At 73.2% G+C, this 23,514-nt stretch carries 19 protein-coding genes and 1 pseudogene; 19 read left to right on the forward strand and 1 reads right to left on the reverse strand.

Features of this window, described 5'->3' with window-relative positions:
• The first annotated feature begins 27 nt into the window (after nucleotides 1–27).
• The 19 genes and pseudogenes from pyrR to ACIBD9_RS12795 all read left to right on the forward strand — a co-directional run bounded on the left by pyrR (nucleotide 28) and on the right by ACIBD9_RS12795 (nucleotide 22,506).
• Nucleotides 28–609: a bifunctional pyr operon transcriptional regulator/uracil phosphoribosyltransferase PyrR gene (gene pyrR / locus ACIBD9_RS12705; protein WP_238660418.1), complete on the forward strand. Its 582-nt coding sequence runs from the start codon at nucleotides 28–30 to the stop codon at nucleotides 607–609.
• Nucleotides 606–1,532 (forward strand): aspartate carbamoyltransferase catalytic subunit, encoded by a 927-nt coding sequence (locus ACIBD9_RS12710; RefSeq protein ID WP_030335650.1) that lies wholly within the window; start codon nucleotides 606–608, stop codon nucleotides 1,530–1,532. The genes pyrR and ACIBD9_RS12710 overlap by 4 nt, the downstream gene beginning before the upstream one ends.
• Complete coding sequence (locus ACIBD9_RS12715; protein WP_396717084.1) at nucleotides 1,529–2,860, forward strand: dihydroorotase; 1,332 nt, start codon at nucleotides 1,529–1,531, stop codon at nucleotides 2,858–2,860. The genes ACIBD9_RS12710 and ACIBD9_RS12715 overlap by 4 nt, the downstream gene beginning before the upstream one ends.
• On the forward strand, nucleotides 2,857–4,020 hold the full coding sequence (gene carA / locus ACIBD9_RS12720; RefSeq protein ID WP_396717086.1) for a glutamine-hydrolyzing carbamoyl-phosphate synthase small subunit: 1,164 nt from the start codon (nucleotides 2,857–2,859) through the stop codon (nucleotides 4,018–4,020). Before ACIBD9_RS12715 ends, carA begins: the two co-directional genes overlap by 4 nt.
• Nucleotides 4,013–7,360 carry a carbamoyl-phosphate synthase large subunit gene (gene carB, locus ACIBD9_RS12725; protein ID WP_396717089.1) on the forward strand — a complete coding sequence of 1,116 codons (3,348 nt, stop codon included), beginning with the start codon at nucleotides 4,013–4,015 and terminating at the stop codon, nucleotides 7,358–7,360. The genes carA and carB overlap by 8 nt, the downstream gene beginning before the upstream one ends.
• Nucleotides 7,357–8,403, forward strand: coding sequence for a quinone-dependent dihydroorotate dehydrogenase (locus ACIBD9_RS12730; protein WP_396717091.1), 1,047 nt, complete (start codon nucleotides 7,357–7,359; stop codon nucleotides 8,401–8,403). The genes carB and ACIBD9_RS12730 overlap by 4 nt, the downstream gene beginning before the upstream one ends.
• A gap of 508 nt (nucleotides 8,404–8,911) precedes the next feature.
• A complete protein-coding gene (locus ACIBD9_RS12735) occupies nucleotides 8,912–10,186 on the forward strand; it encodes an adenosylmethionine--8-amino-7-oxononanoate transaminase (RefSeq protein WP_396717093.1) in 1,275 nt (424 codons plus the stop codon).
• Between the two features lie 73 nt (nucleotides 10,187–10,259).
• On the forward strand, nucleotides 10,260–11,096 hold the full coding sequence (gene pyrF / locus ACIBD9_RS12740) for an orotidine-5'-phosphate decarboxylase (protein ID WP_396717095.1): 837 nt from the start codon (nucleotides 10,260–10,262) through the stop codon (nucleotides 11,094–11,096).
• A gap of 178 nt (nucleotides 11,097–11,274) precedes the next feature.
• A complete protein-coding gene (mihF, locus tag ACIBD9_RS12745; protein ID WP_030335662.1) occupies nucleotides 11,275–11,592 on the forward strand; it encodes an integration host factor, actinobacterial type in 318 nt (105 codons plus the stop codon).
• A 25-nt stretch (nucleotides 11,593–11,617) separates the two neighbouring features.
• On the forward strand, nucleotides 11,618–12,151 hold the full coding sequence (locus ACIBD9_RS12750; RefSeq protein WP_396717097.1) for a guanylate kinase: 534 nt from the start codon (nucleotides 11,618–11,620) through the stop codon (nucleotides 12,149–12,151).
• Nucleotides 12,152–12,215: 64 nt separating this feature from the next.
• The gene (gene rpoZ / locus ACIBD9_RS12755; protein ID WP_030335666.1) at nucleotides 12,216–12,479 is read left to right on the forward strand and encodes a DNA-directed RNA polymerase subunit omega; all 264 of its coding nucleotides are present in this window, start codon (nucleotides 12,216–12,218) and stop codon (nucleotides 12,477–12,479) included.
• Nucleotides 12,480–12,493: 14 nt separating this feature from the next.
• Complete coding sequence (coaBC, locus tag ACIBD9_RS12760) at nucleotides 12,494–13,702, forward strand: bifunctional phosphopantothenoylcysteine decarboxylase/phosphopantothenate--cysteine ligase CoaBC (protein ID WP_396717099.1); 1,209 nt, start codon at nucleotides 12,494–12,496, stop codon at nucleotides 13,700–13,702.
• A gap of 87 nt (nucleotides 13,703–13,789) precedes the next feature.
• Nucleotides 13,790–14,983, forward strand: coding sequence for a methionine adenosyltransferase (metK, locus tag ACIBD9_RS12765; RefSeq protein WP_387176397.1), 1,194 nt, complete (start codon nucleotides 13,790–13,792; stop codon nucleotides 14,981–14,983).
• A 59-nt stretch (nucleotides 14,984–15,042) separates the two neighbouring features.
• Nucleotides 15,043–16,953, forward strand: coding sequence for a primosomal protein N' (locus tag ACIBD9_RS12770; protein WP_396717101.1), 1,911 nt, complete (start codon nucleotides 15,043–15,045; stop codon nucleotides 16,951–16,953).
• A 257-nt stretch (nucleotides 16,954–17,210) separates the two neighbouring features.
• Nucleotides 17,211–18,194, forward strand: coding sequence for an AAA family ATPase (locus tag ACIBD9_RS12775; RefSeq protein WP_238661187.1), 984 nt, complete (start codon nucleotides 17,211–17,213; stop codon nucleotides 18,192–18,194).
• Between the two features lie 78 nt (nucleotides 18,195–18,272).
• Nucleotides 18,273–19,538 (forward strand): annotated as a pseudogene (locus ACIBD9_RS12780) (cytochrome P450).
• A 45-nt stretch (nucleotides 19,539–19,583) separates the two neighbouring features.
• Entirely contained in the window at nucleotides 19,584–20,141 is a 558-nt protein-coding gene (gene def / locus ACIBD9_RS12785; RefSeq protein ID WP_387176391.1) for a peptide deformylase, read from the forward strand.
• A gap of 5 nt (nucleotides 20,142–20,146) precedes the next feature.
• Nucleotides 20,147–21,073, forward strand: a complete 927-nt coding sequence (fmt, locus tag ACIBD9_RS12790) for a methionyl-tRNA formyltransferase (protein ID WP_396717104.1) — start codon at nucleotides 20,147–20,149, stop codon at nucleotides 21,071–21,073.
• Nucleotides 21,064–22,506, forward strand: coding sequence for an RsmB/NOP family class I SAM-dependent RNA methyltransferase (locus ACIBD9_RS12795; RefSeq protein WP_396717195.1), 1,443 nt, complete (start codon nucleotides 21,064–21,066; stop codon nucleotides 22,504–22,506). The genes fmt and ACIBD9_RS12795 overlap by 10 nt, the downstream gene beginning before the upstream one ends.
• Nucleotides 22,507–22,604: 98 nt before the next feature.
• Here ACIBD9_RS12795 and ACIBD9_RS12800 read toward each other — a convergent pair whose 3' ends face one another.
• On the reverse strand, nucleotides 22,605–23,495 hold the full coding sequence (locus ACIBD9_RS12800; protein WP_396717106.1) for a septum formation family protein: 891 nt from the start codon (nucleotides 23,493–23,495) through the stop codon (nucleotides 22,605–22,607).
• Nucleotides 23,496–23,514 lie beyond the last annotated feature (19 nt).

Raw genomic sequence — 23,514 nt, forward strand, 5'->3', positions numbered from 1 at the left:
CCCGTGAGGCGGGGAAGGAGGTCCGCCGTGGCATACCCACCGGCTGCCCGCTCGTCACCACCGCGACAACCCTCGGTGAAGGTGATCCTCGCCAGCGCCGACGTGCAACGCGTGGTCGACCGCATCGCCCACCAGATCCTGGAGAAGACCCAGGGCGCCGCGAACACGGTGCTGCTGGGGATTCCCACCCGGGGCACCCCCCTGGCCCGGCGGCTCGCCGACCGGATCAGCACCTTCGAGGACGTTGCCGTTCCGGTCGGTGTGCTCGACATCACCCTGTACCGCGACGACCTCCGTCGACACGCCACCCGCGCGGTCGGCCCGACCGAGCTGCCGTCCGGCGGGATCGACGGCAAACGGGTCATCCTGGTCGACGACGTGCTCTTCTCCGGCCGCACCGTCCGGGCCGCGCTCGACGCGCTCAACGACGTGGGCCGCCCGGCGTCGGTGCAACTTGCCGTCCTGGTCGACCGGGGCCACCGGGAGCTGCCGATCCGCGCCGACTACGTCGGCAAGAACATCCCGACCTCACTCGCCGAGAGCGTCAAGGTGACGCTCGCCGAGATCGACGGGACGGACGAGGTCAAGCTGTACGGGGGCCAATCATGATCAAGCATCTGCTGTCCGGCGGGGACCTGGACGCCGACACCGCCACCGAGATCCTGGACACCGCCGCCGAGATGGCCACCGTCGCCGGCCGGGAGATCAAGAAGCTTCCCGCGCTGCGGGGACGGACCGTGGTGAACCTCTTCTACGAGGACTCCACGCGTACCCGGATCTCCTTCGAGGCGGCGGCCAAGCGGCTCAGCGCGGATGTGATCAACTTTTCCGCGAAGGGGTCCAGCGTCACCAAGGGTGAGAGCCTGAAGGACACCGCGTTGACCCTGCAGGCCATGGGCGCGGACGCCGTGGTCGTCCGACACCCCGCCTCCGGTGCGCCGCACCGCCTGGCCAACTGGGTGGACGGGTCGGTGGTCAACGCCGGTGACGGCACCCACGAGCACCCCACCCAGGCGCTGCTGGACGCGTACACCATGCGGGCCCGGCTGGGCCGGCTCGCCGGCCTGTCGGTCGCGGTGGTCGGGGACGTGCTGCACTCCCGGGTGGCCCGTTCCAACGTGCTGCTGCTCTCCACGCTCGGCGCCAAGGTCACCCTGGTCGGCCCGCCGACCCTGATCCCGGTCGACATCGCGGGCGCCCTCGCGCCCGGCACCGACGTCTCCTACGACCTCGACTCCGTCCTGCCCAACGTGGACGTGGTGATGATGCTGCGGGTGCAGCGGGAGCGGATGAACGACTCCTACTTCCCCTCCGCGCGCGAGTACGCCCGCCGCTACGGGCTGGACGGGCCGCGGATGCGCCGGCTGCCCGAGCACGCCATCGTCATGCACCCCGGCCCGATGAACCGGGGGATGGAGATCACTCCCGAGGTCGCCGACTCACCCCGCTCCACCATCGTCGAACAGGTCACCAACGGGGTCTCCGTGCGGATGGCTGTCCTTTACCTGCTGCTCGGAGGGAACAACCGGTGACCGCGTACCTGATCACCAGCGTGAGTGTCGTCGGCGCCGCGCCGACCGACCTGCTGATCCGCGACGGCGTGATCGCCGAGGTCGGTCCCGGCCTCACCGCGCCGGACGCCACAGTCGTCGACGGCACCGGCCTGGTCGCCCTGCCCGGCCTCGTCGACCTGCACACCCACCTGCGCGAGCCCGGTCGGGAGGACGCCGAGACCGTCGAGTCCGGTTCCCGGGCGGCGGCGCTCGGCGGCTACACCGCGGTCTGCGCGATGGCCAACACCTCCCCGGTTGCGGACACCGCGGGCGTGGTCGAGCAGGTCTGGCGGCTCGGCCGGGAGGCCAGCCTGGTCGACGTGCAGCCGATCGGCGCGGTCACCGTCGGGCTGGCCGGCGAGCAGCTGGCCGAGCTGGGCGCGATGGCCGACTCGGCGGCCCGGGTGCGGATCTTCTCCGACGACGGGCACTGCGTCGCCGACCCGAAGTTGATGCGTCGAGCCCTGGAGTACGTCAAGGCGTTCGACGGGATCATCGCCCAGCACGCCGAGGAGCCCCGGCTCACCGAGGGCGCCCAGATGCACGAGGGTGAGGTCTCCACCCGGCTCGGCCTGATCGGCTGGCCGGCGGTCGCCGAGGAGGCGATCATCGCCCGGGACGTGCTGCTCGCCGAGCACGTGGGCAGCCGACTGCACGTCTGCCACGTCTCCACCGCCGGCAGCGTCGAGGTGCTGCGCCAGGCGAAGGCCCGCGGGGTACGCGTGACCGCCGAGGTGACCCCGCACCACCTGCTGCTCACCGACGAACTCGTCAGCGGGCGCAGTGAGCTGGCCAGCCCGGAACTCGCCACCGACTGGAGCCCGGCCGGAGCCTACGACCCGGTCTTCAAGGTGAACCCGCCGCTGCGTACCGCGGTGGACATCGCCGCGCTGCGCGCCGCCCTCGCCGACGGGGTGATCGACGTGATCGCCACCGACCACGCCCCGCACGCCGTGGAGGACAAGGAGTGCGAGTGGGCGTACGCCCGGCCGGGGATGCTCGGTCTGGAGACGGCCCTCTCCATCGCACTGGACGTGCTCGGCCCCGAGTGGGACCTGATCGCCGAGCGGATGTCGCGCACCCCCGCACGGATCGCCGGCCTCACCGGGCACGGCGTCGACCCCGCGCCGGGTGTGCCGGCCAACCTGACCCTGATCGACCCGGCCGCCCGCCGCACCATCGAGCCGGCGGAGCTGGCCAGTCGCAGTCGCAACACCCCGTACGCCCGCATGACGCTGCCGGGTCGCATCGTGGCGACCTTCCTGCGCGGCGAGCCGACGGTCCTGGACGGAAAGGCTGTCAAGTGAGCAAGCGCAGACCCGCAATCCTGGTGCTGGAGGACGGGCGCACGTTCCCCGGTGAGGCGTACGGCAGCGTCGGAGAGACCTTCGGCGAGGCGGTCTTCAACACCGGCATGACCGGTTACCAGGAGACCCTGACCGACCCGTCCTACCACCGTCAGGTGGTGGTGCAGACCGCCCCGCACATCGGCAACACCGGCGTCAACGGCGAGGACGACGAGTCCGGCCGGATCTGGGTGGCGGGCTACGTCGTCCGTGACCCGGCCCGGATCGGCTCGAACTGGCGGGCCACCGGTGGTCTCGAGGACCGCCTCGCCACCGAGGGTGTGGTGGGCATCAGCGGGGTGGACACCCGGGCGTTGACCCGGCACCTGCGCGAGCGGGGCGCCATGCGGGTGGGCATCTCCAGCGTCGACAACGACCCGCAGAGCCTGCTGACCCGGGTCCGCCAGGCGCCGCAGATGGTCGGCGCGGACCTGTCCGCCGAGGTGAGCACCGCCGAGCCGTACGTCGTCGAGGCCCTGGGGGAGCACCGGTTCACCGTGGCCGCCCTGGACCTGGGCATCAAGCGCAACGTGCCGCGCCGGCTGGCCACCCGCGGGGTGACCACACACGTGCTGCCGGCGTCGTCGAGCATCGACCAGATGCTCGCCACCGGCGCTGACGCGATCTTCCTGTCGCCCGGCCCGGGCGACCCGGCCACCGCCGACGCGCCGGTGGCGCTGGCCCGGGAGGCGCTGCGGCGGGAGGTGCCGCTGTTCGGCATCTGCTTCGGCAGTCAGATCCTCGGTCGGGCGCTCGGCTTCGGCACCTACAAGCTGGGCTACGGCCACCGGGGGATCAACCAGCCGGTGCTCGACCGGGTCACCGGCAAGGTCGAGGTGACCAGCCACAACCATGGCTTCGCCGTCCAGGTGCCGGGTGCGGGTGCCGGCGCGGTCGTCCCCGACCAGGTGATCGACACCGACTTCGGTGGCGTACGGGTGTCGCACGTCTGCCTCAATGACAACGTGGTCGAGGGGCTGCGGGCCGTGGACCTGCCCGCGTTCACCGTCCAGTACCACCCGGAGGCGGCGGCCGGCCCGCACGACGCGGACTACCTCTTCGACCGATTCGCCGATCTCATCGAGGGCCGGACCCACAGCAGGGGGCGCAGCAATGCCTAAGCGGAGCGATCTCAAGCACATCCTCGTGATCGGCTCCGGGCCGATCGTCATCGGGCAGGCCTGCGAGTTCGACTACTCCGGCACCCAGGCCTGCCGGGTCCTGCGCAGCGAGGGGATCCGGGTCAGCCTGGTCAACTCCAACCCGGCGACGATCATGACGGACCCGGAGTTCGCCGACGCGACCTACGTCGAGCCGATCACCCCGGAGTTCGTGGAGCTGGTCATCGCCAAGGAGCGCCCGGACGCGATCCTGGCCACCCTCGGCGGGCAGACGGCGCTGAACACGGCCGTCGCCCTGCACGAGGCCGGCGTTCTGGAGAAGTACGGCGTGGAGCTGATCGGCGCGAACATCGACGCCATCAACCGCGGCGAGGACCGGCAGCTGTTCAAGGAGATCGTGGCGAAGGCCGGCGTACGGCTGGGCGTCGACGACCCGACCGGGCTGGTGCCCCGCTCACGGGTCTGCCACTCGATGGACGAGGTCGAGGCGACAGTCGCCGAGCTGGGCCTGCCGGTGGTGATCCGGCCGTCGTTCACCATGGGTGGCCTGGGCTCCGGCATGGCGCACACCCCGGAGGACCTGGCCCGCATCGCCGGTGACGGCCTGTCCGCCAGCCCGGTGCACGAGGTGCTCATCGAGGAGAGCGTGCTCGGCTGGAAGGAGTACGAGCTGGAGCTGATGCGCGACCGGCACGACAACGTGGTGGTGGTCTGCTCGATCGAGAACATCGACCCGATGGGCGTGCACACCGGCGACAGCGTCACCGTGGCCCCGGCCATGACGCTCACCGACCGGGAGTACCAGCACCTGCGGGACCTGGGCATCGCCGTGCTGCGCGAGGTCGGGGTGGACACCGGCGGCTGCAACATCCAGTTCGCGGTCAACCCGGTCGACGGCCGGATCGTCGTGATCGAGATGAACCCCCGGGTGTCGCGCTCCTCGGCGCTGGCCTCCAAGGCGACCGGCTTCCCGATCGCGAAGATCGCCGCGAAGCTGGCCATCGGCTACACCCTCGACGAGATCCCCAACGACATCACCCTGAAGACCCCGGCGGCGTTCGAGCCGACCCTCGACTACGTGGTGGTGAAGATCCCCCGGTTCGCGTTCGAGAAGTTCCCCGGCGCGGATCCGGAGCTGACCACCACGATGAAGTCGGTGGGCGAGGCGATGAGCCTCGGGCGCAACTTCACCGAGGCGCTGAACAAGGCGATGCGCTCGATGGAAACCAAGTCGGCCGGTTTCTGGAGTGTGCCGGACCCGGCGGGCGTCACCCTGGCGGACACCCTCGCCGCGCTGCGGATCCCGCACGACGGCCGGCTGTACACGGTGGAGCGGGCGCTGCGCCTCGGCGCGTCGATCGCCGAGGTCGCCGAGGCGTCCGGCGGGATCGACCCGTGGTTCCTGGACCAGATCGCCGCGCTGATCGAGCTGCGCGCCGAGATCGTCGACGCGCCGGTGCTCGACGCCGACCTGCTGCGCCGCGCCAAGCGGGCCGGTCTGTCCGACCGGCAGCTCGCCGCGCTGCGCCCGGAGCTGGCCGCCGAGGACGGCGTACGGACCCTGCGGCACCGCCTCGACGTGCGCCCGGTCTACAAGACGGTGGACACCTGCGCGGCCGAGTTCGAGGCGACCACGCCGTACCACTACTCGACGTACGACCTGGAGACCGAGGTCGTGCCGTCGGACCGGCCGAAGGTGCTGATCCTGGGCTCCGGCCCGAACCGGATCGGGCAGGGCATCGAGTTCGACTACTCCTGCGTGCACGCCGTCCAGGCGTTGCGGTCGGCCGGTTACGAGACCGTCATGGTCAACTGCAACCCGGAGACGGTCTCGACCGACTACGACACCGCCGACCGGCTCTACTTCGAGCCGCTGACCTTCGAGGACGTGCTGGAGGTCTGGCACGCGGAGGACTCGTCCGGCCGGGCGGCCGGCGGGCCGGGTGTGGTCGGGGTGGTCGTGCAGCTCGGCGGGCAGACCCCGCTGGGCCTGGCGCAGCGGCTCAAGAACGCCGGTGTGCCGATCGTCGGCACCTCCCCGGAGTCGATCCACCTGGCCGAGGAGCGGGGCGCGTTCGGCGCGGTGCTGGCCCGCGCCGGGCTGCGCGCACCGGCGCACGGCATGGCCACCTCGTACGACGAGGCCAAGACGATCGCCGACGAGATCGGCTACCCGGTGCTGGTCCGGCCGTCGTACGTGCTGGGCGGGCGGGGCATGGAGATCGTCTACGACGACCCGACGCTGCGCGACTACATCGGCCGGGCCACCGACATCTCCCCGGACCACCCGGTGCTGGTGGACCGGTTCCTCGACGACGCCATCGAGATCGACGTGGACGCCCTCTGCGACGCCGACGGCGAGGTCTACATCGGCGGCGTGATGGAGCACATCGAGGAGGCCGGCATCCACTCCGGCGACTCGTCCTGCGCGCTCCCGCCGATCACCCTCGCCGGCTCGCACCTGGTCGAGGTCCGCCGCTACACCGAGGCCATCGCGCGTGGCGTCGGCGTCCGCGGCCTGCTCAACGTGCAGTACGCCCTCAAGGACGACGTGCTCTACGTGCTGGAGGCCAACCCGCGGGCGTCGCGGACCGTCCCGTTCGTCTCCAAGGCCACGGCGGTGCCGCTGGCCAAGGCGGCGGCCCGGATCGCGCTCGGGGCGAGCATCGCCGAGCTGCGCGCCGAGGGCCTGCTGCCGGCGACGGGGGACGGGGGCACGATGCCCGCCGACGCGCCGGTCGCGGTCAAGGAGGCGGTGCTGCCGTTCAAGCGTTTCCGGACCCGCGCGGGCAAGGGGATCGACTCGCTGCTCGGGCCGGAGATGAAGTCGACCGGCGAGGTGATGGGCATCGACACCAACTTCGGGCACGCCTTCGCCAAGAGCCAGTCGGCCGCGTACGGGTCGCTGCCGACCGCCGGGAAGATCTTCGTCTCGGTGGCCAACCGGGACAAGCGCGGCATGATCTTCCCGATCAAGCGGCTGGCCGACCTGGGCTTCGAGATCGTCGCCACCGCCGGCACGGCCGAGGTGCTGCGCCGGCACGGCATCGCCTGCGAGCAGATCCGTAAGCACTACCAGGCCGGTGCGGGCGACGACGCGGTGTCGCTGATCGGCGGAGGCCACGTGGCGCTGGTGATCAACACACCGCAGGGCTCGGGTGCCAGCGCCCGGTCCGACGGCTACGAGATCCGCAGCGCGGCCGTCACCGCTGACATCCCCTGCATCACCACGGTCCCCGGCGCCGCCGCGGCCGTGATGGGCATCGAGGCGCGGATCCGCGGCGACATGCAGGTCCGTCCCCTGCAGGACCTGCACGCCACCCTGCGGGCGGCCCAGTGACCCTGTTCGAGCAGGCGGTACGGCCGTGGTTGTTCCGGCTCGGGGGCGGGGACGCCGAGGCGGCGCACGAGTGGACACTGCGGCGGTTGGCGGCCCTGTCACGTCGGCCGGCCGCGCTCGCCGCGCTGCGGGCCCGGTACGCGGTCGACGCGCCGCGCACGGTGTTCGGGGTGCGCTTCCCCAACCCGGTCGGGTTGGCCGCCGGCATGGACAAGGACGGCGCGGCGCTGCCGGCCTGGCCGGCGCTCGGATTCGGTTTCGTGGAGGTCGGCACGGTCACCGCGCACGCCCAGCCGGGCAACCCCCGGCCGCGGCTGTTCCGGCTGCCGGCCAGCGAGGCGGTGGTCAACCGGATGGGCTTCAACAACGCCGGGGCCGCCGCGCTGGCCGCCCGGTTGGCGGCGTTGCCGCGCCCGCTCGGGGTGCCGTTGGGCATCTCGCTGGGCAAGTCCAAGGTGACCCCGCTGGACGAGGCGGTCGAGGACTACCTCGCCTCGTACCGGGCGCTGCGCGGGCACGGCGACTACTTCGCGGTGAACGTGTCCTCACCGAACACCCCGGGACTGCGGTCGTTGCAGGACCGCGCCCACCTGGACGCGCTGCTCGGCGCGCTGGTGGGGGAGAAGCCGGTGCTGGTCAAGATCGCGCCAGACCTGACCGAGGCGGCGATCGCCGAGCTGCTGGAGGTCTGCCTGGCCCGGGGCGCGGCCGGGGTGATCGCCACCAACACCACGCTGTCCCGGGACGGGCTCGCCGGCGTCGATGTCGAGCGTGGCGCGCAGGCCGGTGGCCTCTCCGGTCGGCCGCTCACCGGGCGGGCCCGGGAGGTGGTCGCCTTCGTACACCGGGAGACCGCCGGCCGGCTGCCGATCATCGGCGTCGGCGGTGTGCTGGACCCGGACGACGCGGCGCGGATGTTCGATGCCGGCGCGGCCCTGGTGCAGCTCTACACCGGCTTCATCTACCGGGGACCGGCCCTGGTCCGCGCCGCCGCCCGCACGACTGCCACATCGGCGGCACCGGACCCCGTCGCGGGCCGGTGACCGCCCCGGCCCGGCGCTGGCCCGGCGCAACCGGGTGCCGGGCCCGCTCCGCGCCGGGGAGCCCACGCCCGCTGTCGCCCCTTCGCTCCGCACCCCTGAACGCACCACCCGGAGCGGGGCCCCCCCCCCCCCCGGGGGGGGGGCCCGGGGGGCGGGGGGGGGGGGCGCCCGGGGGGGGGGGCCCCCCCCCCCCCGGCGCGGGGGGGGCCCCCCCCCCGGGCCCCCCCCCGGGGGGCGGGGCCCCCCCCCGGCGGGGGGCCCCCCCCCCCCGGGGCCCCCCCCCCGCCCCCCCCCCCCCACCCCCCCCCCGGGCCCCCCCCCCCCCCCCCGGGGGGGCCGCGTCCGCGGGTGCAGAGCAAAGGCAGCGGAATTGGGAGCGGCAACCACACCCAGGGGCAGGCGGCGTCCACCGCCGACTGTCACGACGGAGGCGGCGGCGGAGAGCTTCGATCCGGCCGCAGGACGTCCGCCGTCCGGACCGCTTGAGGCACAGAACAGAGGAGTACGCGTGACACCCGAGGAGATCCTGGCCGTCGACCGGGCGCACGTCTGGCACCCGTACGCCGCGCTGCCGCCGGCCAACGCGCCGTACGTGGTGCGCGGCGCCGAGGGGGTACGGCTGACCCTGGCCGACGGCCGGGAGTTGGTGGACGGGATGTCGTCCTGGTGGGCGGCGATCCACGGCTACCGGCACCCGGTGCTGGACGCGGCGGTGACCGACCAGCTCGGTCGGATGAGCCACGTGATGTTCGGCGGGCTCACCCACGAGCCGGCCGTGCGGCTGGCGCGGACCCTGGTCGAGCTGACGCCGGACGGCCTGGAGCACGTGTTCCTGGCCGACTCGGGCTCGGTCAGCGTCGAGGTGGCGGTGAAGATGTGCCTGCAGTACCAGCGGGCCGTCGGGCGCCCCCAGCGGCGCCGGCTGGCGACCTGGCGGGGTGGCTACCACGGCGACACGTTCCACCCGATGAGCGTCTGCGACCCCGAGGGCGGGATGCACCACCTCTGGGGCGACGTGCTGCCCCGGCAGGTGTTCGCCCCGGTGCCGCCGGGCGGCTTCACCGACCCACCCGACGACGCGTACGTGGCGGCGCTGGTGGAGACGGTCGAGCGGCACGCCGACGAGCTGGCCGCCGTGATCGTCGAACCCGTCGTCCAGGGTGCCGGCGGGATGCGCTTCCACCACCCGGGTTACCTGCGGGTGCTGCGCGAGGTGACCCGGGCGCACGGGATCCTGCTGATCTTCGACGAGATCGCCACCGGGTTCGGCCGTACCGGCGAGATGTTCGCGGCCGGGCACGCCGGGGTGACGCCGGACGTGCTCTGCGTGGGCAAGGCGCTGACCGGCGGGTACCTGACCCTCGCGGCGACCCTCTGCACCCCGGAGGTCGCCCGGGGCATCTCGGCGACCGGCGTGCTGGCGCACGGGCCCACGTTCATGGGCAACCCGCTGGCCTGCGCGGTGGCGAACGCCTCCATCGGGCTGCTGCGAGCCGGGGACTGGGCCGGCCGGGTCGCCAGGGTCGGTGCCGGCCTGCGCGCCGGCCTGGAGCCGCTACGCGGCGCGCCGGGCGTGATCGACGTACGGGTGCTCGGCGCGATCGGGGTGGTCCAGCTCGATCACGAGGTCGACCTCGGCGCGGCGACCGCGGCGGCGGTCGACCAGGGGGTGTGGTTGCGCCCGTTCCGCGACCTGATCTACACGATGCCGCCGTACGTCACCGACGACGCCGACCTGGCCCGGATCGCGGGCGGGGTGGCGGCGGCGGTGGCGGCCGGCTGAGTCGGCCCGGTCACCGGGTCGACGGGTTACCCGGGCGGGGCAGCCGCCCGGACGAGAAGAGGGGAACCTTCCGATGGAGAGCTTCGGTACCCGGCTGCACCGGGCGATCAGCGAGCGGGGCCCGCTCTGTGTGGGCATCGACCCGCATCCCGGTCTGCTGGCCCAGTGGGGCCTCCCGGACGACGTTCAGGGGCTCGACCGGTTCAGCCGGACGGTCGTGGAAGCCCTCGGTGACCGGGTTGCGGTAGTCAAGCCTCAGTCGGCCTTTTTCGAGCGGTTCGGGTCCCGAGGTGTGGCGATTCTTGAGTCAACTATCCGACAGTTACGGGATGCCGGCTCGCTCGTTCTGCTCGACGTCAAGCGCGGCGACATCGGCTCGACGGTGAGCGCGTACGCCGCCGCGTACCTTGATCCATCCAGCCCCGTGTATGTCGACGCGGTCACCGCGAGCCCCTACCTCGGGGTCGGTTCACTGGCGCCGATGTTCGAGCTGGCCGCCGAGCACGGCGGCGGGGTGTTCGTGCTGGCCCTCACCTCCAACCCCGAGGGCGCTGCCGTGCAGCGGGCCGTCACGGCCGACGGACGCACTGTGGCACAGACCGTGATCGACGAGATTTCCCAGCTCAACAGGGGTGCGAGCCCGCTGGGGGGCTTCGGTCTGGTGGTCGGGGCGACCATCGGTGACACCGGTCACGACCTCTCCGGTGTGGGGGGCCCACTGCTCGCTCCGGGGCTCGGCGCACAGGGTGCCGGCGCAGCCGATCTGCGTACCGTCTTCGGTTCGAGCCTCGCCTCGGTGCTCCCGTCGTACTCCCGGGAAGTGCTCTCGGCCGGCCCCGACGTGGCTGCGCTGCGGGCCGCCGCGGACCGCGTGTTGGTCGACTGCCGGGCCGTTCTGCCTGCCCGGTGACTGACTGACGGGTCGGTCACTCTACGGTGATCATGCGGCCCCCACGTTGCCGAAAGCTCCGTTGGCCGCTAGTTTTCCCCGCGCTGGGAACCATGGACCCCTTGGTTCACAGCGACACCACGTTTCACAGATGCGGCGGTGCGCCCCGCCCGCCGCGATAGGGACCTGAGGAGAACTGGTGCCGCTCCCGTCACTGACCCCCGAACAACGCGCTGCCGCGCTCGAGAAGGCCGCGGAGATCCGCAAGGCCCGTGCTCAGCTGAAGGAGCAGCTCAAGCAGGGCAAGACCACCCTCGGTGCTGTCCTCGAGCGGGCCGAGAGCGACGACGTCGTTGGCAAGCTCAAGGTGTCGGCCGTCCTCCAGGCCATGCCGGGCATCGGCAAGATCCGGGCCACCCAGATCATGGAGAAGCTCAAGATCGCCGACAGCCGTCGCCTGCGTGGCCTCGGCGAGCAGCAGCGCAAGGCACTGCTTGGAGAGTTCGCCGCCAACTGAACCTGGCAGCGTGTAGAAACAAGCAGTGAGCACGGATGACGAGGCGCGCCCGGCGGCTCGGCTCACTGTCCTGGCTGGACCTTCGGGTTCCGGCAGGGAGAGTGTCGTCGAGCTCGTCCGGGCGCGTTCTCCGTCCGTGTGGATCCCGGTTGCGGCAACCACCAGGCCGCGCCGGGAGTCGGAGATCGACGGGGTGGACCGCGTCTTCCTCGCCCCCGCCGAGTTCGATCGCTGGATCGTCGACGGCGAGCTGCTGGAGTGGTCCCGGATCGGTTCGCACCGCCGGGGCACCCCGTACCCGCCGCTGCGCGCCCGGCTCGACGCCGGGCAGCCGGTGCTGCTCCCGCTCGACCTGCGCGGTGTCCCGCTGGTCCGCGCGCGCCTGCCCGATGCCCGGCTGGTGTTGCTGAGCCCACCCGGGTACGCCCCGCCCGCCACGGTGGCCGCCACCGTCGAGCACGCGCTCACCCACGACCACACCGAACGGGTGGTCGACGAGCTGGTAGGCTTACTCGGTTCTTCTTATCCGGATCCGGCCTGGTCGCGCGTGCGTGGCTGACGGTCGGCCGCCGTTGAGACTCAGCACCGCGTCCGCGCGGCTCGAAAGACGCAGAGGTTAATTCGTGGGATCCATCGCCAACCCCGAAGGCATCACCAACCCGCCGATCGACGAGCTCCTCGAGAAGACGACGTCGAAGTACGCGCTGGTCATCTTCGCCGCCAAGCGCGCGCGCCAGGTCAACGCTTACTACAGCCAGCTCGGTGAGGGTCTGCTGGAGTACGTCGGCCCGCTCGTCGAGACCACCCCGCAGGAGAAGCCCCTCTCGATCGCCATGCGCGAGATCAACTCGGGCCTGCTCACCGCCGAGCCGACCGACCAGCCGTAAGCCTCCGCTGGCCGATGTCCGCCTCGATCGTCCTCGGGGTCGGTGGCGGCATCGCCGCCTACAAGGCGTGCGAGCTGCTGCGACTCTTCACCGAATCAGGTCACCGGGTTCGGGTCGTGCCAACCGCGTCGGCGCTCCGCTTCGTGGGAGCGCCGACCTGGGCCGCGCTCTCCGGTCAACCGGTCGCCGACGACGTCTGGACCGACGTCCACGAGGTGCCGCACGTCCGGCTCGGTAAGCAGGCGGACCTGGTGGTGGTCGCGCCGACCACCACGGACCTGCTCGCCAAGGCCGCGCACGGCCTCGCCGACGACCTGCTGACCAACACCCTGCTGACCGCCCGCTGCCCGGTCCTGCTGGCCCCGGCCATGCACACCGAGATGTGGGAGCACCCGGCCACCGTGGCCAACGTCGCCACGCTGCGTTCCCGGGGTGTGCGGGTCATCGAGCCCGCCGTCGGCCGGCTCACCGGCGCCGACACCGGCAAGGGCCGGTTGCCCGACCCGGCGGAGATCTTCGCCGTCGCCGGTCGGCTCCTGGCCCGCGGTGACTCCGCCCCCGCCGACCTGGCCGGTCGCCGGGTGGTCGTCACCGCCGGTGGCACCCGCGAGCCGCTGGACCCGGTCCGCTTCCTGGGTAACCGTTCGTCGGGCAAGCAGGGGTACGCGTTCGCCCGGGCGGCGGTCGCCCGGGGTGCCCGGGTCACCCTGATCGCGGCAAACGTCGGCCTCGCCGACCCGGCCGGCGTCGACCTGGTCCGGGTGGGCACCACCGCCGAGCTGCGCGAGGCGACCGTCAAGGCCACCGTCGAGGCCGATGCCGTGGTGATGGCGGCGGCTCCGGCCGATTTCCGGCCCGCGACGTACGCGCCTGGCAAAATCAAGAAGTCGGACGACGGTGTCGCGCCCACCATCGAGCTCGTCACGAACCCGGACATCGCGGCAGAGCTCGGCCAGCGCAAACGACCGGAGCAGGTGCTGGTGGTGTTCGCCGCCGAGACCGGCGACGCCGAGGCCAACGGCCGGGCGAAACTCGCCCGGAAGCGGGCCGACCTGATCGTGGTCAACGAGGTCGGTCCGGATCTGGTCTTCGGCGCCGACACCAACACGGTGACGGTCATCGGCGCGGACGGTTCGGTCAGCCGGCTGCCCGAGCAGGCCAAGGAAGCTGTGGCCGACGCCGTCTGGGATCTCGTCGTGGCGCGGCTTCCCGGCCGCTCCTGACGGGTGGAACAGGGCGCGACCGATCCCGACACCGGCCGCAGTGGTGATTAGACTGCCGCGGAACGACCTCACACGCTTAGGAGTGCCGTGACACGCCGTCTCTTCACGTCCGAATCGGTCACGGAAGGCCACCCGGACAAGATCGCTGACCAGATCAGCGATGGCATCCTCGACGCGCTGCTGGCCGAGGACCCCCACAGCCGCGTGGCGGTGGAGACCATGATCACCACCGGTCAGGTGCACATCGCCGGTGAGGTGACCACCAAGGCGTACGCCGACATCCCGACGATCGTCCGCCGGACCATCCTCGACATCGGCTACGACTCGTCGAAGAAGGGCTTCGACGGGGCCTCCTGCGGGGTCAGCGTCTCCATCGGCGCGCAGTCCGAGGACATCGCGCAGGGTGTGGACAACGCCTTCGAGTTGCGCACCGGGGCATCGGAGAGCGCGCTGGACGCGCAGGGCGCCGGCGACCAGGGCATGATGTTCGGCTTCGCCTGCTCGGAGACGCCCGAGCTGATGCCGCTGCCGATCGCGCTCGCCCACCGGCTGGCCCGCCGCCTCTCGGCGGTGCGCAAGGACGGCACGATCCCGTACCTGCGGCCGGACGGCAAGACCCAGGTCACCATCGAGTACGAGGGGCTGCGCCCGGTCCGGCTGAACACCGTGGTCGTGTCCAGCCAGCACGCCGCCGACATCTCGCTGGACTCGCTGCTCACCCCGGACGTGCGTGACCACGTGATCGCCCCGGAGCTGGAGAGCCTCGGCCTGGACACCGAGGGCTACCGGCTGCTGGTCAACCCGACCGGCCGGTTCGAGATCGGTGGCCCGATGGGTGACGCCGGGCTGACCGGCCGCAAGATCATCGTCGACACCTACGGCGGGTACGCCCGCCACGGTGGCGGCGCGTTCTCCGGCAAGGATCCGTCCAAGGTGGACCGCTCGGCCGCGTACGCGATGCGCTGGGTGGCCAAGAACGTGGTCGCCGCCGGTCTCGCCGAGCGGTGCGAGGCGCAGGTCGCCTACGCCATCGGCAAGGCGCACCCGGTGAGCCTGTTCATCGAGACGTTCGGCACCGAGACGGTGCCCGTCTCCTCGATCGAGAAGGCCGTCACCGAGGTCTTCGACCTGCGTCCGGCCGCGATCATCCGGGACCTCAACCTGCTCCGCCCGATCTACCAGCAGACCGCTGCGTACGGCCACTTCGGCCGGGAGCTGCCGGACCTGACCTGGGAGAGCACCGACCGGGCCGCCGACCTCAAGTCGGCCGCGGGAGCCTGACCGCCACCAAGCGCAGCGACCGGCGACCCGCGGACGGGTCGCCGGTCGCGCGCGTCTGCGTGGATGTCCCGTTGGCGCACCTGGACCGGCCGTTCGACTACCTGGTGCCGGCCGAGCTGGACGAGGTGGCGGTCCCCGGTACCCGGGTGAAGGTGCGCTTCGCCGGGCAACTGGTCGACGGGTGGCTGCTGTCGCGCGCCGACGACTCCGGGCACACCGGCCGCCTCGCGTACCTGGAGAAGGTGGTCTCGCCGGAGCCGGTGCTGGCCCCCGAGATCGCCCGGCTGGCCCGGGCGGTCGCCGACCGGTACGCGGGCAGCCTCGCCGACGTGCTCCGGCTCGCCGTGCCACCCCGGCACGCGCGGGTGGAGAAGGAACCCCGCGACGACCAGCCCGCCCCGGCAGCCCGCACCGAGGCGGTCGACCCGCGCGGGTGGCGCGACTACCCGACCGGCCTGGCCCTGCTGCGGGCGCTCACCGACGGCCGGGCGCCCCGCGCGGTCTGGTCGGCGCTGCCCGGTGAGGACTGGGCGGCCCGCTACGCCGACGCGGTGGCGGCCACCGTCGCCGGTGGGCGCGGCGCGGTGGTCGTGGTGCCCGACGCGCGTGACCTCGACCGCCTCGACGCCGCGCTCACCGACGTGCTCGGGCCGGGGCGACACGTCAGCCTCTCCGCCGCGCTCGGCCCGGCCCGGCGGTACCGGGCCTTCCTCGCCGCCCGCCGTGGACAGGTGCCGGTGGTGATCGGCACCCGGGCGGCGATGTTCGCCCCGGTGGCCCGGCTCGGCCTCGTCGCCGTCTGGGACGACGGTGACGACCTGCACTCCGAGCCCCGGGCGCCCTACCCGCACGCCCGCGACGTGCTGCTCACCCGCGCCCACCTCGCCGAGGCCGGCGCGCTGGTCGGCGGGTACGCCCGCACGGCCGAGGCGCAGCTGCTGGTGGAGACCGGCTGGGCCCCGGAGGTGGTCGCCGACCGGGCCACCGTGCGGGCGCGGATCCCGGCCATCGCGCCGACCGGAGACGACCCCCAACTGGCCCGTGACCCCGGGGCCGCCACCGCCCGGCTGCCCAGCCTGGCCTGGACGGCAGCTCGCGACGCGCTCCGGCAGGACCTGCCGGTGCTGGTGCAGGTGCCCCGCCGCGGCTACCTGCCGTCGATCTCCTGCGCCGAGTGCCGCACCCCGGCCCGCTGCGCGCACTGCGCCGGCCCGCTCGCGCTCCCCTCGGCCGGGGGCATACCGGCCTGCCGGTGGTGCGCCCGGGTGGCGGCCGCGTACGCCTGCCCGGAGTGCGGTGGGCGGCGGCTGCGGGCGGCGGTCACCGGTGCCCGGCGGACCGCCGAGGAGTTGGGCCGGGCGTTCCCCGGTGTGTCGGTGCGCACCTCGGGGCGCGAGGAGGTGCTGACCGACGTGCCCGGCGGCGCGGCGCTGGTGGTGGCCACCCCGGGCGCCGAGCCGGTCGCCGAGGGCGGCTACGGCGCGGTGCTGCTGCTCGACTCGTGGGCCCTGCTGACCCGGGCCGACCTGCGCGCCGGCGAGGAGGCGCTGCGTCGCTGGCTGGCGGCGGCGGCCCTGGCCCGCCCTGCGCCGGCCGGGCGGGTGGTGGTGGTCGCCGACGGCGCGCTCGCCCCCGTGCAGGCACTGCTGCGCTGGGACGCCGGCTGGTTCGCCGGCCGGGAGCTGGCCGAGCGCCGCGAGCTGGGCTTCCCACCGGCCGTGCGGATGGCGAGCGTCACCGGAGCGGCCGAGGCGGTAGCCGACCTGCTGGCCGCGGCCCGGCTGCCGGACGACGCCGAGGTGCTCGGGCCGGTGCCGGCCGAGGAGGGCCGGGAGCGGATGTTGGTCCGGGTGCCCCGGGCCCGGGCTGCCGCGCTCGCCGAGGCATTGCACTCGGCCGCCGGCGTTCGGGCCGCCCGCAAGGCCGCCGATCCGGTTCGTCTCCAGGTCGATCCGCTGAGCCTGTTCTGAGGCGTTTCGGCCGGTGCCGACGGTCGTGGACCCCGCCCGCTGCCGGCGGCCCTCGCACACCGCGTCCGGCAAAGCGGTGGCGGCCGAGTGGTAGCATCGCCCGTCATGCCGAGGCGTACGACGGGCTCCAGGTCGCGAGGGGGCGTCAGCCGCGCCGAGCTGGAGCCGTCGCGGAATGGCACGACGATGGCGGGAACGCGTCGGTCGGGCGCGAGGTCGATGATGTCAATGAGCCGGTGATCAGGGGTGGACCAGTCGTGACCGTTGGACAATCGATCGTCTTCAACGGCGACCTCGGCAGCGGCAAGAGCACCGTGTCGGTCGAGATCGCCAAGCGGCTCGGCATGCGCCGGGTCAGCGTGGGGGACCTCTACCGGGAGATGGCGCAGCAGCGGCAGATGACCGCGCTGCAGCTCAACCTGCACGCCGAGCTCGACCAGGCCGTCGACGGCTACGTCGACCAGCTCCAGCGGGACATCGCCGCCTCCGGTGAGCGTCTCGTCATGGACTCCCGGCTGGCCTGGCACTTCTTCACCGACGCGCTCAAGGTGCACATGATCACCGAGCCGGGCGAGGCGGCCCGCCGGGTGCTCGCCCGACCCTCCGGGCCGGCGGAGAGCTACGCCTCTCTGGACGAGGCCAAGGCCAAGCTCCGCGAGCGCAGCGCGAGCGAGCGCAGCCGGTTCATCATCCGTTACGGGGTGGACAAGGCCCGGCTGCGCAACTACGACCTGATCTGCGACACCACCCGGGCGTCCGCCGCCGAGGTGATCGAGCACATCGTGGCCGCGTACGAGGGCACGCTCGGTGCCGAGGTGCTGCGCGACGCGCCGCCGCTGCTGCTGCTGGACCCGGCCCGGGTCTACCCGACCGAGGACATCGCCACCCTGCGGGGGCTGTGGGACACCGACTTCGTGGGTGGGGTGGCCGAGGCCGGCGACGAGGCCCTCGAACCGCTGAAGATCGGGTTCACCGGCGAGTACTTCTTCGTCGTCGACGGTCACCGCCGTCTCAGCGCCGCCCTGCAGAACGGCTTCTCCCTGGTCCCCGCCCAGCTGGTCGCCGAGGTCGACGAGCCGGTGGTGGGTGGGATGACCGCCATCGACTACTTCGCCGCCCAGGTGCGCCCGGGCCTGATCTACGACTGGGAGGCGGCTCACAAGATCCAACTGCCGCTGCCCGAGCCGGCGCTGCTCCGTGGCGACGCGGTGCTCGCCGGGGATCCGGCCGCCAGCGCCTGAGCCCGGCGTCGAGGGCTGCCGGATGGCGGCTGTGCCGGGATGATGGAGCCTCCGACGTATCGACGGGGGAGGCCGGCCATGGAGGCTGCCGAAGCGCTCACACTGCTCATGTCACCGCAGGGGCGCGTCGACCCGTACCCGACGTACTAGCGGCTGCGCGCCCACGGGCCGGTGGTGCAGGCGTTGCCGGGCCTGTACGTGGTGACCGGCTACCCGGAGGCCGACGAGCTGCTGCGCGACCCCCGGCTCGGGGTGCTCGACGACGCGTTGCGCGACCAGGTCTGGCCGAACTGGCGGCAGAGCCCCGCGGTGTCGTCGATCGCCCGGTCCATGCTGCGGACCAACCCGCCCGACCACAGTCGGATGCGGCGGCTGGCCGCCGGGGCGTTCAGTCCGCGTCGGATCGCCGGAATGCGCGACGTGGTGCGGGCGCAGGCCGAGGAACTGCTCGACGCGATGGTCTCCCGTGCCGAGGACGGCGCTCCGGTCGACGTGCTGGCCGACTTCGCGTACCCGCTGCCGGTCGGGGTGATCTGCGCGCTGCTCGGCGTACCCGCGGCCGACCGGCCGCAGTTTCGCCGCTGGGCCGGTGACCTGACCGGGGTGCTGGAGCCGGAGATAACCCCCGAGGAGTTGACGGTCGCCGACGCGGGCGCCGCCGAGCTGCGCGACTACTTCGTCGAGCTGATCGTCGCCCGGCGGCGGGCGCCGGCCGACGACCTGACCACCGCGCTGGTCCAGGTGCACGACGCCGACGGCGACCGGCTCACCGGTGCCGAACTGCTGGCGAATCTGGTGGTGCTGCTGGTGGCCGGCTTCGAGACCACCACCAACCTGCTCGGCAACGGCCTCGTCGTGCTGCTGCGCCACGCCGCCGCCGCCGAGCTGCGCGCCGATCCCACGCTCGCCCCGGCGTACGTCGAGGAGCTGCTGCGCTACGACTCGCCGGTGCAGCTGACCACCCGGACCAGCACGGCGCCGGTGCGCTGCGGCGGGCTCGACCTGCCGGCCGGCAGCACGGCGCTGCTGCTGCTCGGCGCGGCGAACCGGGACCCGCGCCGGTTCCCCGACCCGCAGCGTTTCGACCCGACCCGTGGCCAGGCGCACCCGCTGTCCTTCGGCGCCGGCCCGCACTACTGTCTCGGCGCCGGCCTGGCCCGGCTGGAGGCGCAGCTGGCCTTCCCGATGCTGCTGCGCCGCCTGCCCGAGCTGGCTCTGGCCGAGCCGCCCCGGCACCGGACCCGGCTGACCCTGCGTGGCTACGAGAGCCTGCCGGTGACGCTGGGCACACCGGCCGTGGTCGACCGAGGTGCGCCGCCCGGCGTCCGCCCGGGCACTCCGTAGACTGGTACGGCACCGCTCGTCCACCCGAAGAAGGAGCCGTCCCGCGTGACCGTCCAGCCCATCCGTCTGTTTGGGGATCCGGTGCTGCGCACGCCGGCCGATCCGGTGGTCGACTTCGACGCCGAGCTCCGTCGGCTCGTGGCCGACCTCACCGACACGATGCGTGAGCAGAACGGCGCCGGCCTGGCCGCGCCGCAGCTCGGTGTGAGCCTGCGGGTGTTCACCTTCGACGTCGACGACGTCCTCGGGCACCTGATCAACCCGGTGCTGGAGTTCCCCGACGAGGAGGAGCAGGACGGCCCGGAGGGCTGCCTGTCGATTCCCGGGCTCTACTTCGACACCAAGCGTCGGCAGAACGTCGTCGCCAAGGGCTTCAGCTCGTTCGGCGATCCGATGCAGATCGTCGGCACCGGTCTGATGGCGCGCTGCGTGCAGCACGAGACCGACCACCTCGACGGCGTGCTCTTCCTGGACCGACTGGACCCGGAGGGGCGCAAGGAAGCCATGAAGGCTATCCGCCAGGCCGAGTGGTACGACGCGGCGGCCCCGCCCACGGTCAAGCTCAGCCCGCACCTCAGCGACCCCTTCGGTCTGGGGCGCTGACCCGGATGCGCGTGATCTTCGCCGGTACGCCGGCCGTCGCCGTGCCCGCCCTGGCCGCCGTCGCCGCCTCCCGTCACGAGCTGGTGGCCGTGGTCACCCGGCCCGACGCGCCCGCCGGGCGTGGACGGGGCCTGTCCCGCTCCCCGGTCGGCGCCTGGGCCGACGAGCACGGCGTCGAGGTGCTCACGCCGGCCCGCCCCCGCGACCCGGAGTTCCTCGACCGGCTGCGCGAGCTGGAGCCGGCCTGCGTGCCGGTGGTCGCCTACGGCGCGCTGGTGCCGCCGGCGGCCCTGGAGATCCCCCGGCACGGCTGGATCAACCTGCACTTCTCCCTGCTGCCGGCGTGGCGTGGCGCCGCGCCCGTGCAGCACGCCGTGCTGCACGGCGACGAGCTGACCGGGGCCAGCGTCTTCCAGTTGGAGGAGGGCCTGGACACCGGCCCGGTCTACGGCACGTTGACCGACGAGATCCGCGCCGCCGACACCTCCGGTGACCTGCTGGGGCGGCTCGCCGATTCCGGTGCCGGGCTGCTGGTGGCGGTGCTCGACGCGATCGACGACGGCACCGCCCGCGCCGAGCCGCAGCCGGCCGACGGGGTGTCGCTGGCGCCGAAGCTGACCGTGGACGACGCGCGGGTGCGGTGGAGCGACCCGGCCTTCGCCGTGGACCGGCGGATCCGGGCCTGCACGCCCGCGCCGGGCGGGTGGACCACGTTCCGCGACGAGCGGGTGAAGCTCGGCCCGGTCGTCCCGGTGCCCGACGGCCCCGAGCTGAAGCCGGGGGAGTTGTTGGTGGAGAAGTCCCGGGTGCTGGTTGGCACGGCGACCGTGCCGGTGCGGCTCGGCGAGGTCCGTGCCGCGGGCAAGCGGGCCATGGGCGCGACCGACTGGGCGCGCGGCGTCCGGGTCGGCACTGGAGAGGAATTCGCGTGACGGCACCGGAGGGAACCCGTCCGACGCGCTCCGGCTCGTGGGCCGATCGTGGCGGAGATCGTCGTCCGGCCCGGCCACCGCTGGACCGACCGCGCCGCGCCGCGTACGAGGCGGTGGCGGCGGTGCACCGTGACGACGCGTTCGCCAACCTGGTGCTGCCCATCATCCTGCGGGAGGAGGGGCTGTTCGGTCGGGACGCGGCCTTCGCCACCGAGCTGACCTACGGCACCCTGCGCCACCTGGGCACGTTGGACGCGATCCTGACCGACGCGGCCGGCCGGGACGTGGCCCGGATCGACCCGCCGGTGCGCGACGCGCTGCGGCTCGGGGCGTACCAACTCCTGCACACCCGGGTTCCGGCGCACGCCGCGGTCTCGTCGACGGTGGACCTGGTCCGTTCGGTCGCACCGGGCGCCACCGGCTTCGCCAACGCGGTGCTGCGCGAGGTGTCCACCCGTGACGCCGACGCCTGGGTGGAGAAGCTCGCCCCACCGGCGGAGACCGACCCGGTCGGGCACCTCGCGTTGGCGTACAGCCATCCGCAGTGGATCGTGCGGGCCTTCTCCGAGGCGCTCGGTGGCGATCTGGGTGAGACGGAGCGTCTCCTGATCGAGGACAATGAGCGCCCGCCGGTGCACCTGTGTGCCCGGCCCGGGCTGATCGACCCGATCGAGCTGGCCGACCAGGTCGGCGGGGCGCCCGGCGCCTTCTCGCCGTACGCCGTCTATCTGCCCGGCGGGTCGCCGGGTGACATCCCGGCGGTGGTCGACGGCCGTGCCCACGTCCAGGACGAGGGCTCCCAACTGGTGGCCACCGCGCTCGCCGACGCGCCGTTGGACGGCCCGGACGGGCGTTGGCTGGACCTGTGCGCCGGCCCGGGCGGCAAGGCCGGGCTGCTCGGCGCGCTGGCCGCGCAGCGGGGTGCCCGGGTGACCGCGGTGGAGGTGGCCGAGCACCGCGCCCGGCTGGTCTCCCTGGCGACCCGGGACCTGCCGGTGTCCGTGCTGGCCATGGACGGCCGTGAGGTCGGCGGCGACCCGAAGCTGCCGGAGCAGCACTTCGACCGGGTGTTGGTGGACGCACCGTGCACGGGGCTGGGTTCCCTGCGTCGTCGGCCGGAGTCGCGCTGGCGTCGCCAGCCGTCGGACTTGCCGCCGCTGACCCGGCTGCAACGGGAGTTGCTCGGCGCGGCGCTGCGGGCGGTCCGCCCGGGTGGCCTGGTCGCCTATGTCACCTGCTCGCCGCACACCGTCGAGACGCACGTGACGGTGACCGAGGCGGCCCGCCGCAGCGGGGTCGCGGTCGACTTCGTGGACGCCCGCCCACTGCTGCCGGCCGGCATGCCCGGTCTCGGCGACGGGCCGACCGTGCAGCTCTGGCCACACCGCCACGGCACCGACGCGATGTTCCTCGCCGTCCTGCGCCGAGGCTGACCGTTCCACGTGTCCGGCCGGTCACCCGACCGGCCGGACACACCGTGCGTTCAGAAGTGCCGGCCGGCGGAAGTGTCGGCCGGCATCCGGAACCCGCCCTAGGTTATCGGCAGGCCCTTGGTGCCGGCGTTCTTCATCGAGCGGGTCAGGTCCCGGTCGGAGATCCAGAGGAAGCACTGCACGCCCCGGTTGCCGTTGCGCCACTCCTCCTCGTACGGCTGGTAGTAGATCGTCCCGGCCCGGAAGTCGAGCTGGGAGTTGTCCGGGACGTTGGCGAACTTCGCGATCTTCGTCTGGCAGGCCCGGTGGGTCCGCTTGACGCCGCGGGTGAACTCGGCGTAGCTGGTGTCCGGGGCCTGCCAGACCCCGACGAACTCGGCGTGGTGCTTGGCGGTGCAGGAGACGGGCACCATCTCGTCGATGTCGTCCTTGACCATCTTCGGGTTGAAGCAGCGGTATGCCAGCGGGGCCGCGCCGGACAGCGCGCCCCGGAGGCTGCCGGTGCGCAGGTCGACCGCGGTGTCGTCGATGCTGGCGATCTCGGTGACGTCGCAGCGGTACCAGCGGGCCCCGCCCGACCAGGCCTGCGGCGACGGCAGCACGACGGTCAGGCCGAGCCGCCCGGACCGCCAGTCGGCGCCCACCGCCTTGTTGACCGCCGTGTCGCACCCGGCCTGCGCGGCCCGCATGCCGGCCGAGCCGGGCTGCGGGGGCGCGCCGCCCTCGGCGGCCCGGCCGGTGAGGGCGCCCACGTGCATGGTCTCCACCCGGTGCGCCTCGGTGCACGCCGTCGGGTTGTAGCCGGTCAGGAAGCCGACCTGCTGGGAACTCTGGTGGCAGACGTCGGCGGCCGGGACGAACTGCTGCGCCGCGACGGGCGCCGGCCAGTCGTCGACGAGGTCACGGTCGACTCCGGCGGGTGCGCCGCACCCGGCCAGTGCCAGGGCCAGTGCCCCACCCCCGGCGAACGCCGCCAACCACCGTCGCATCCCGACCTCCCGCCGCTGG

It is taken from the genome of Micromonospora sp. NPDC050784 (assembly GCF_044456765.1).
In the GTDB taxonomy this organism is placed as follows: Bacteria; Actinomycetota; Actinomycetes; order Mycobacteriales; family Micromonosporaceae; genus Micromonospora; species Micromonospora foliorum.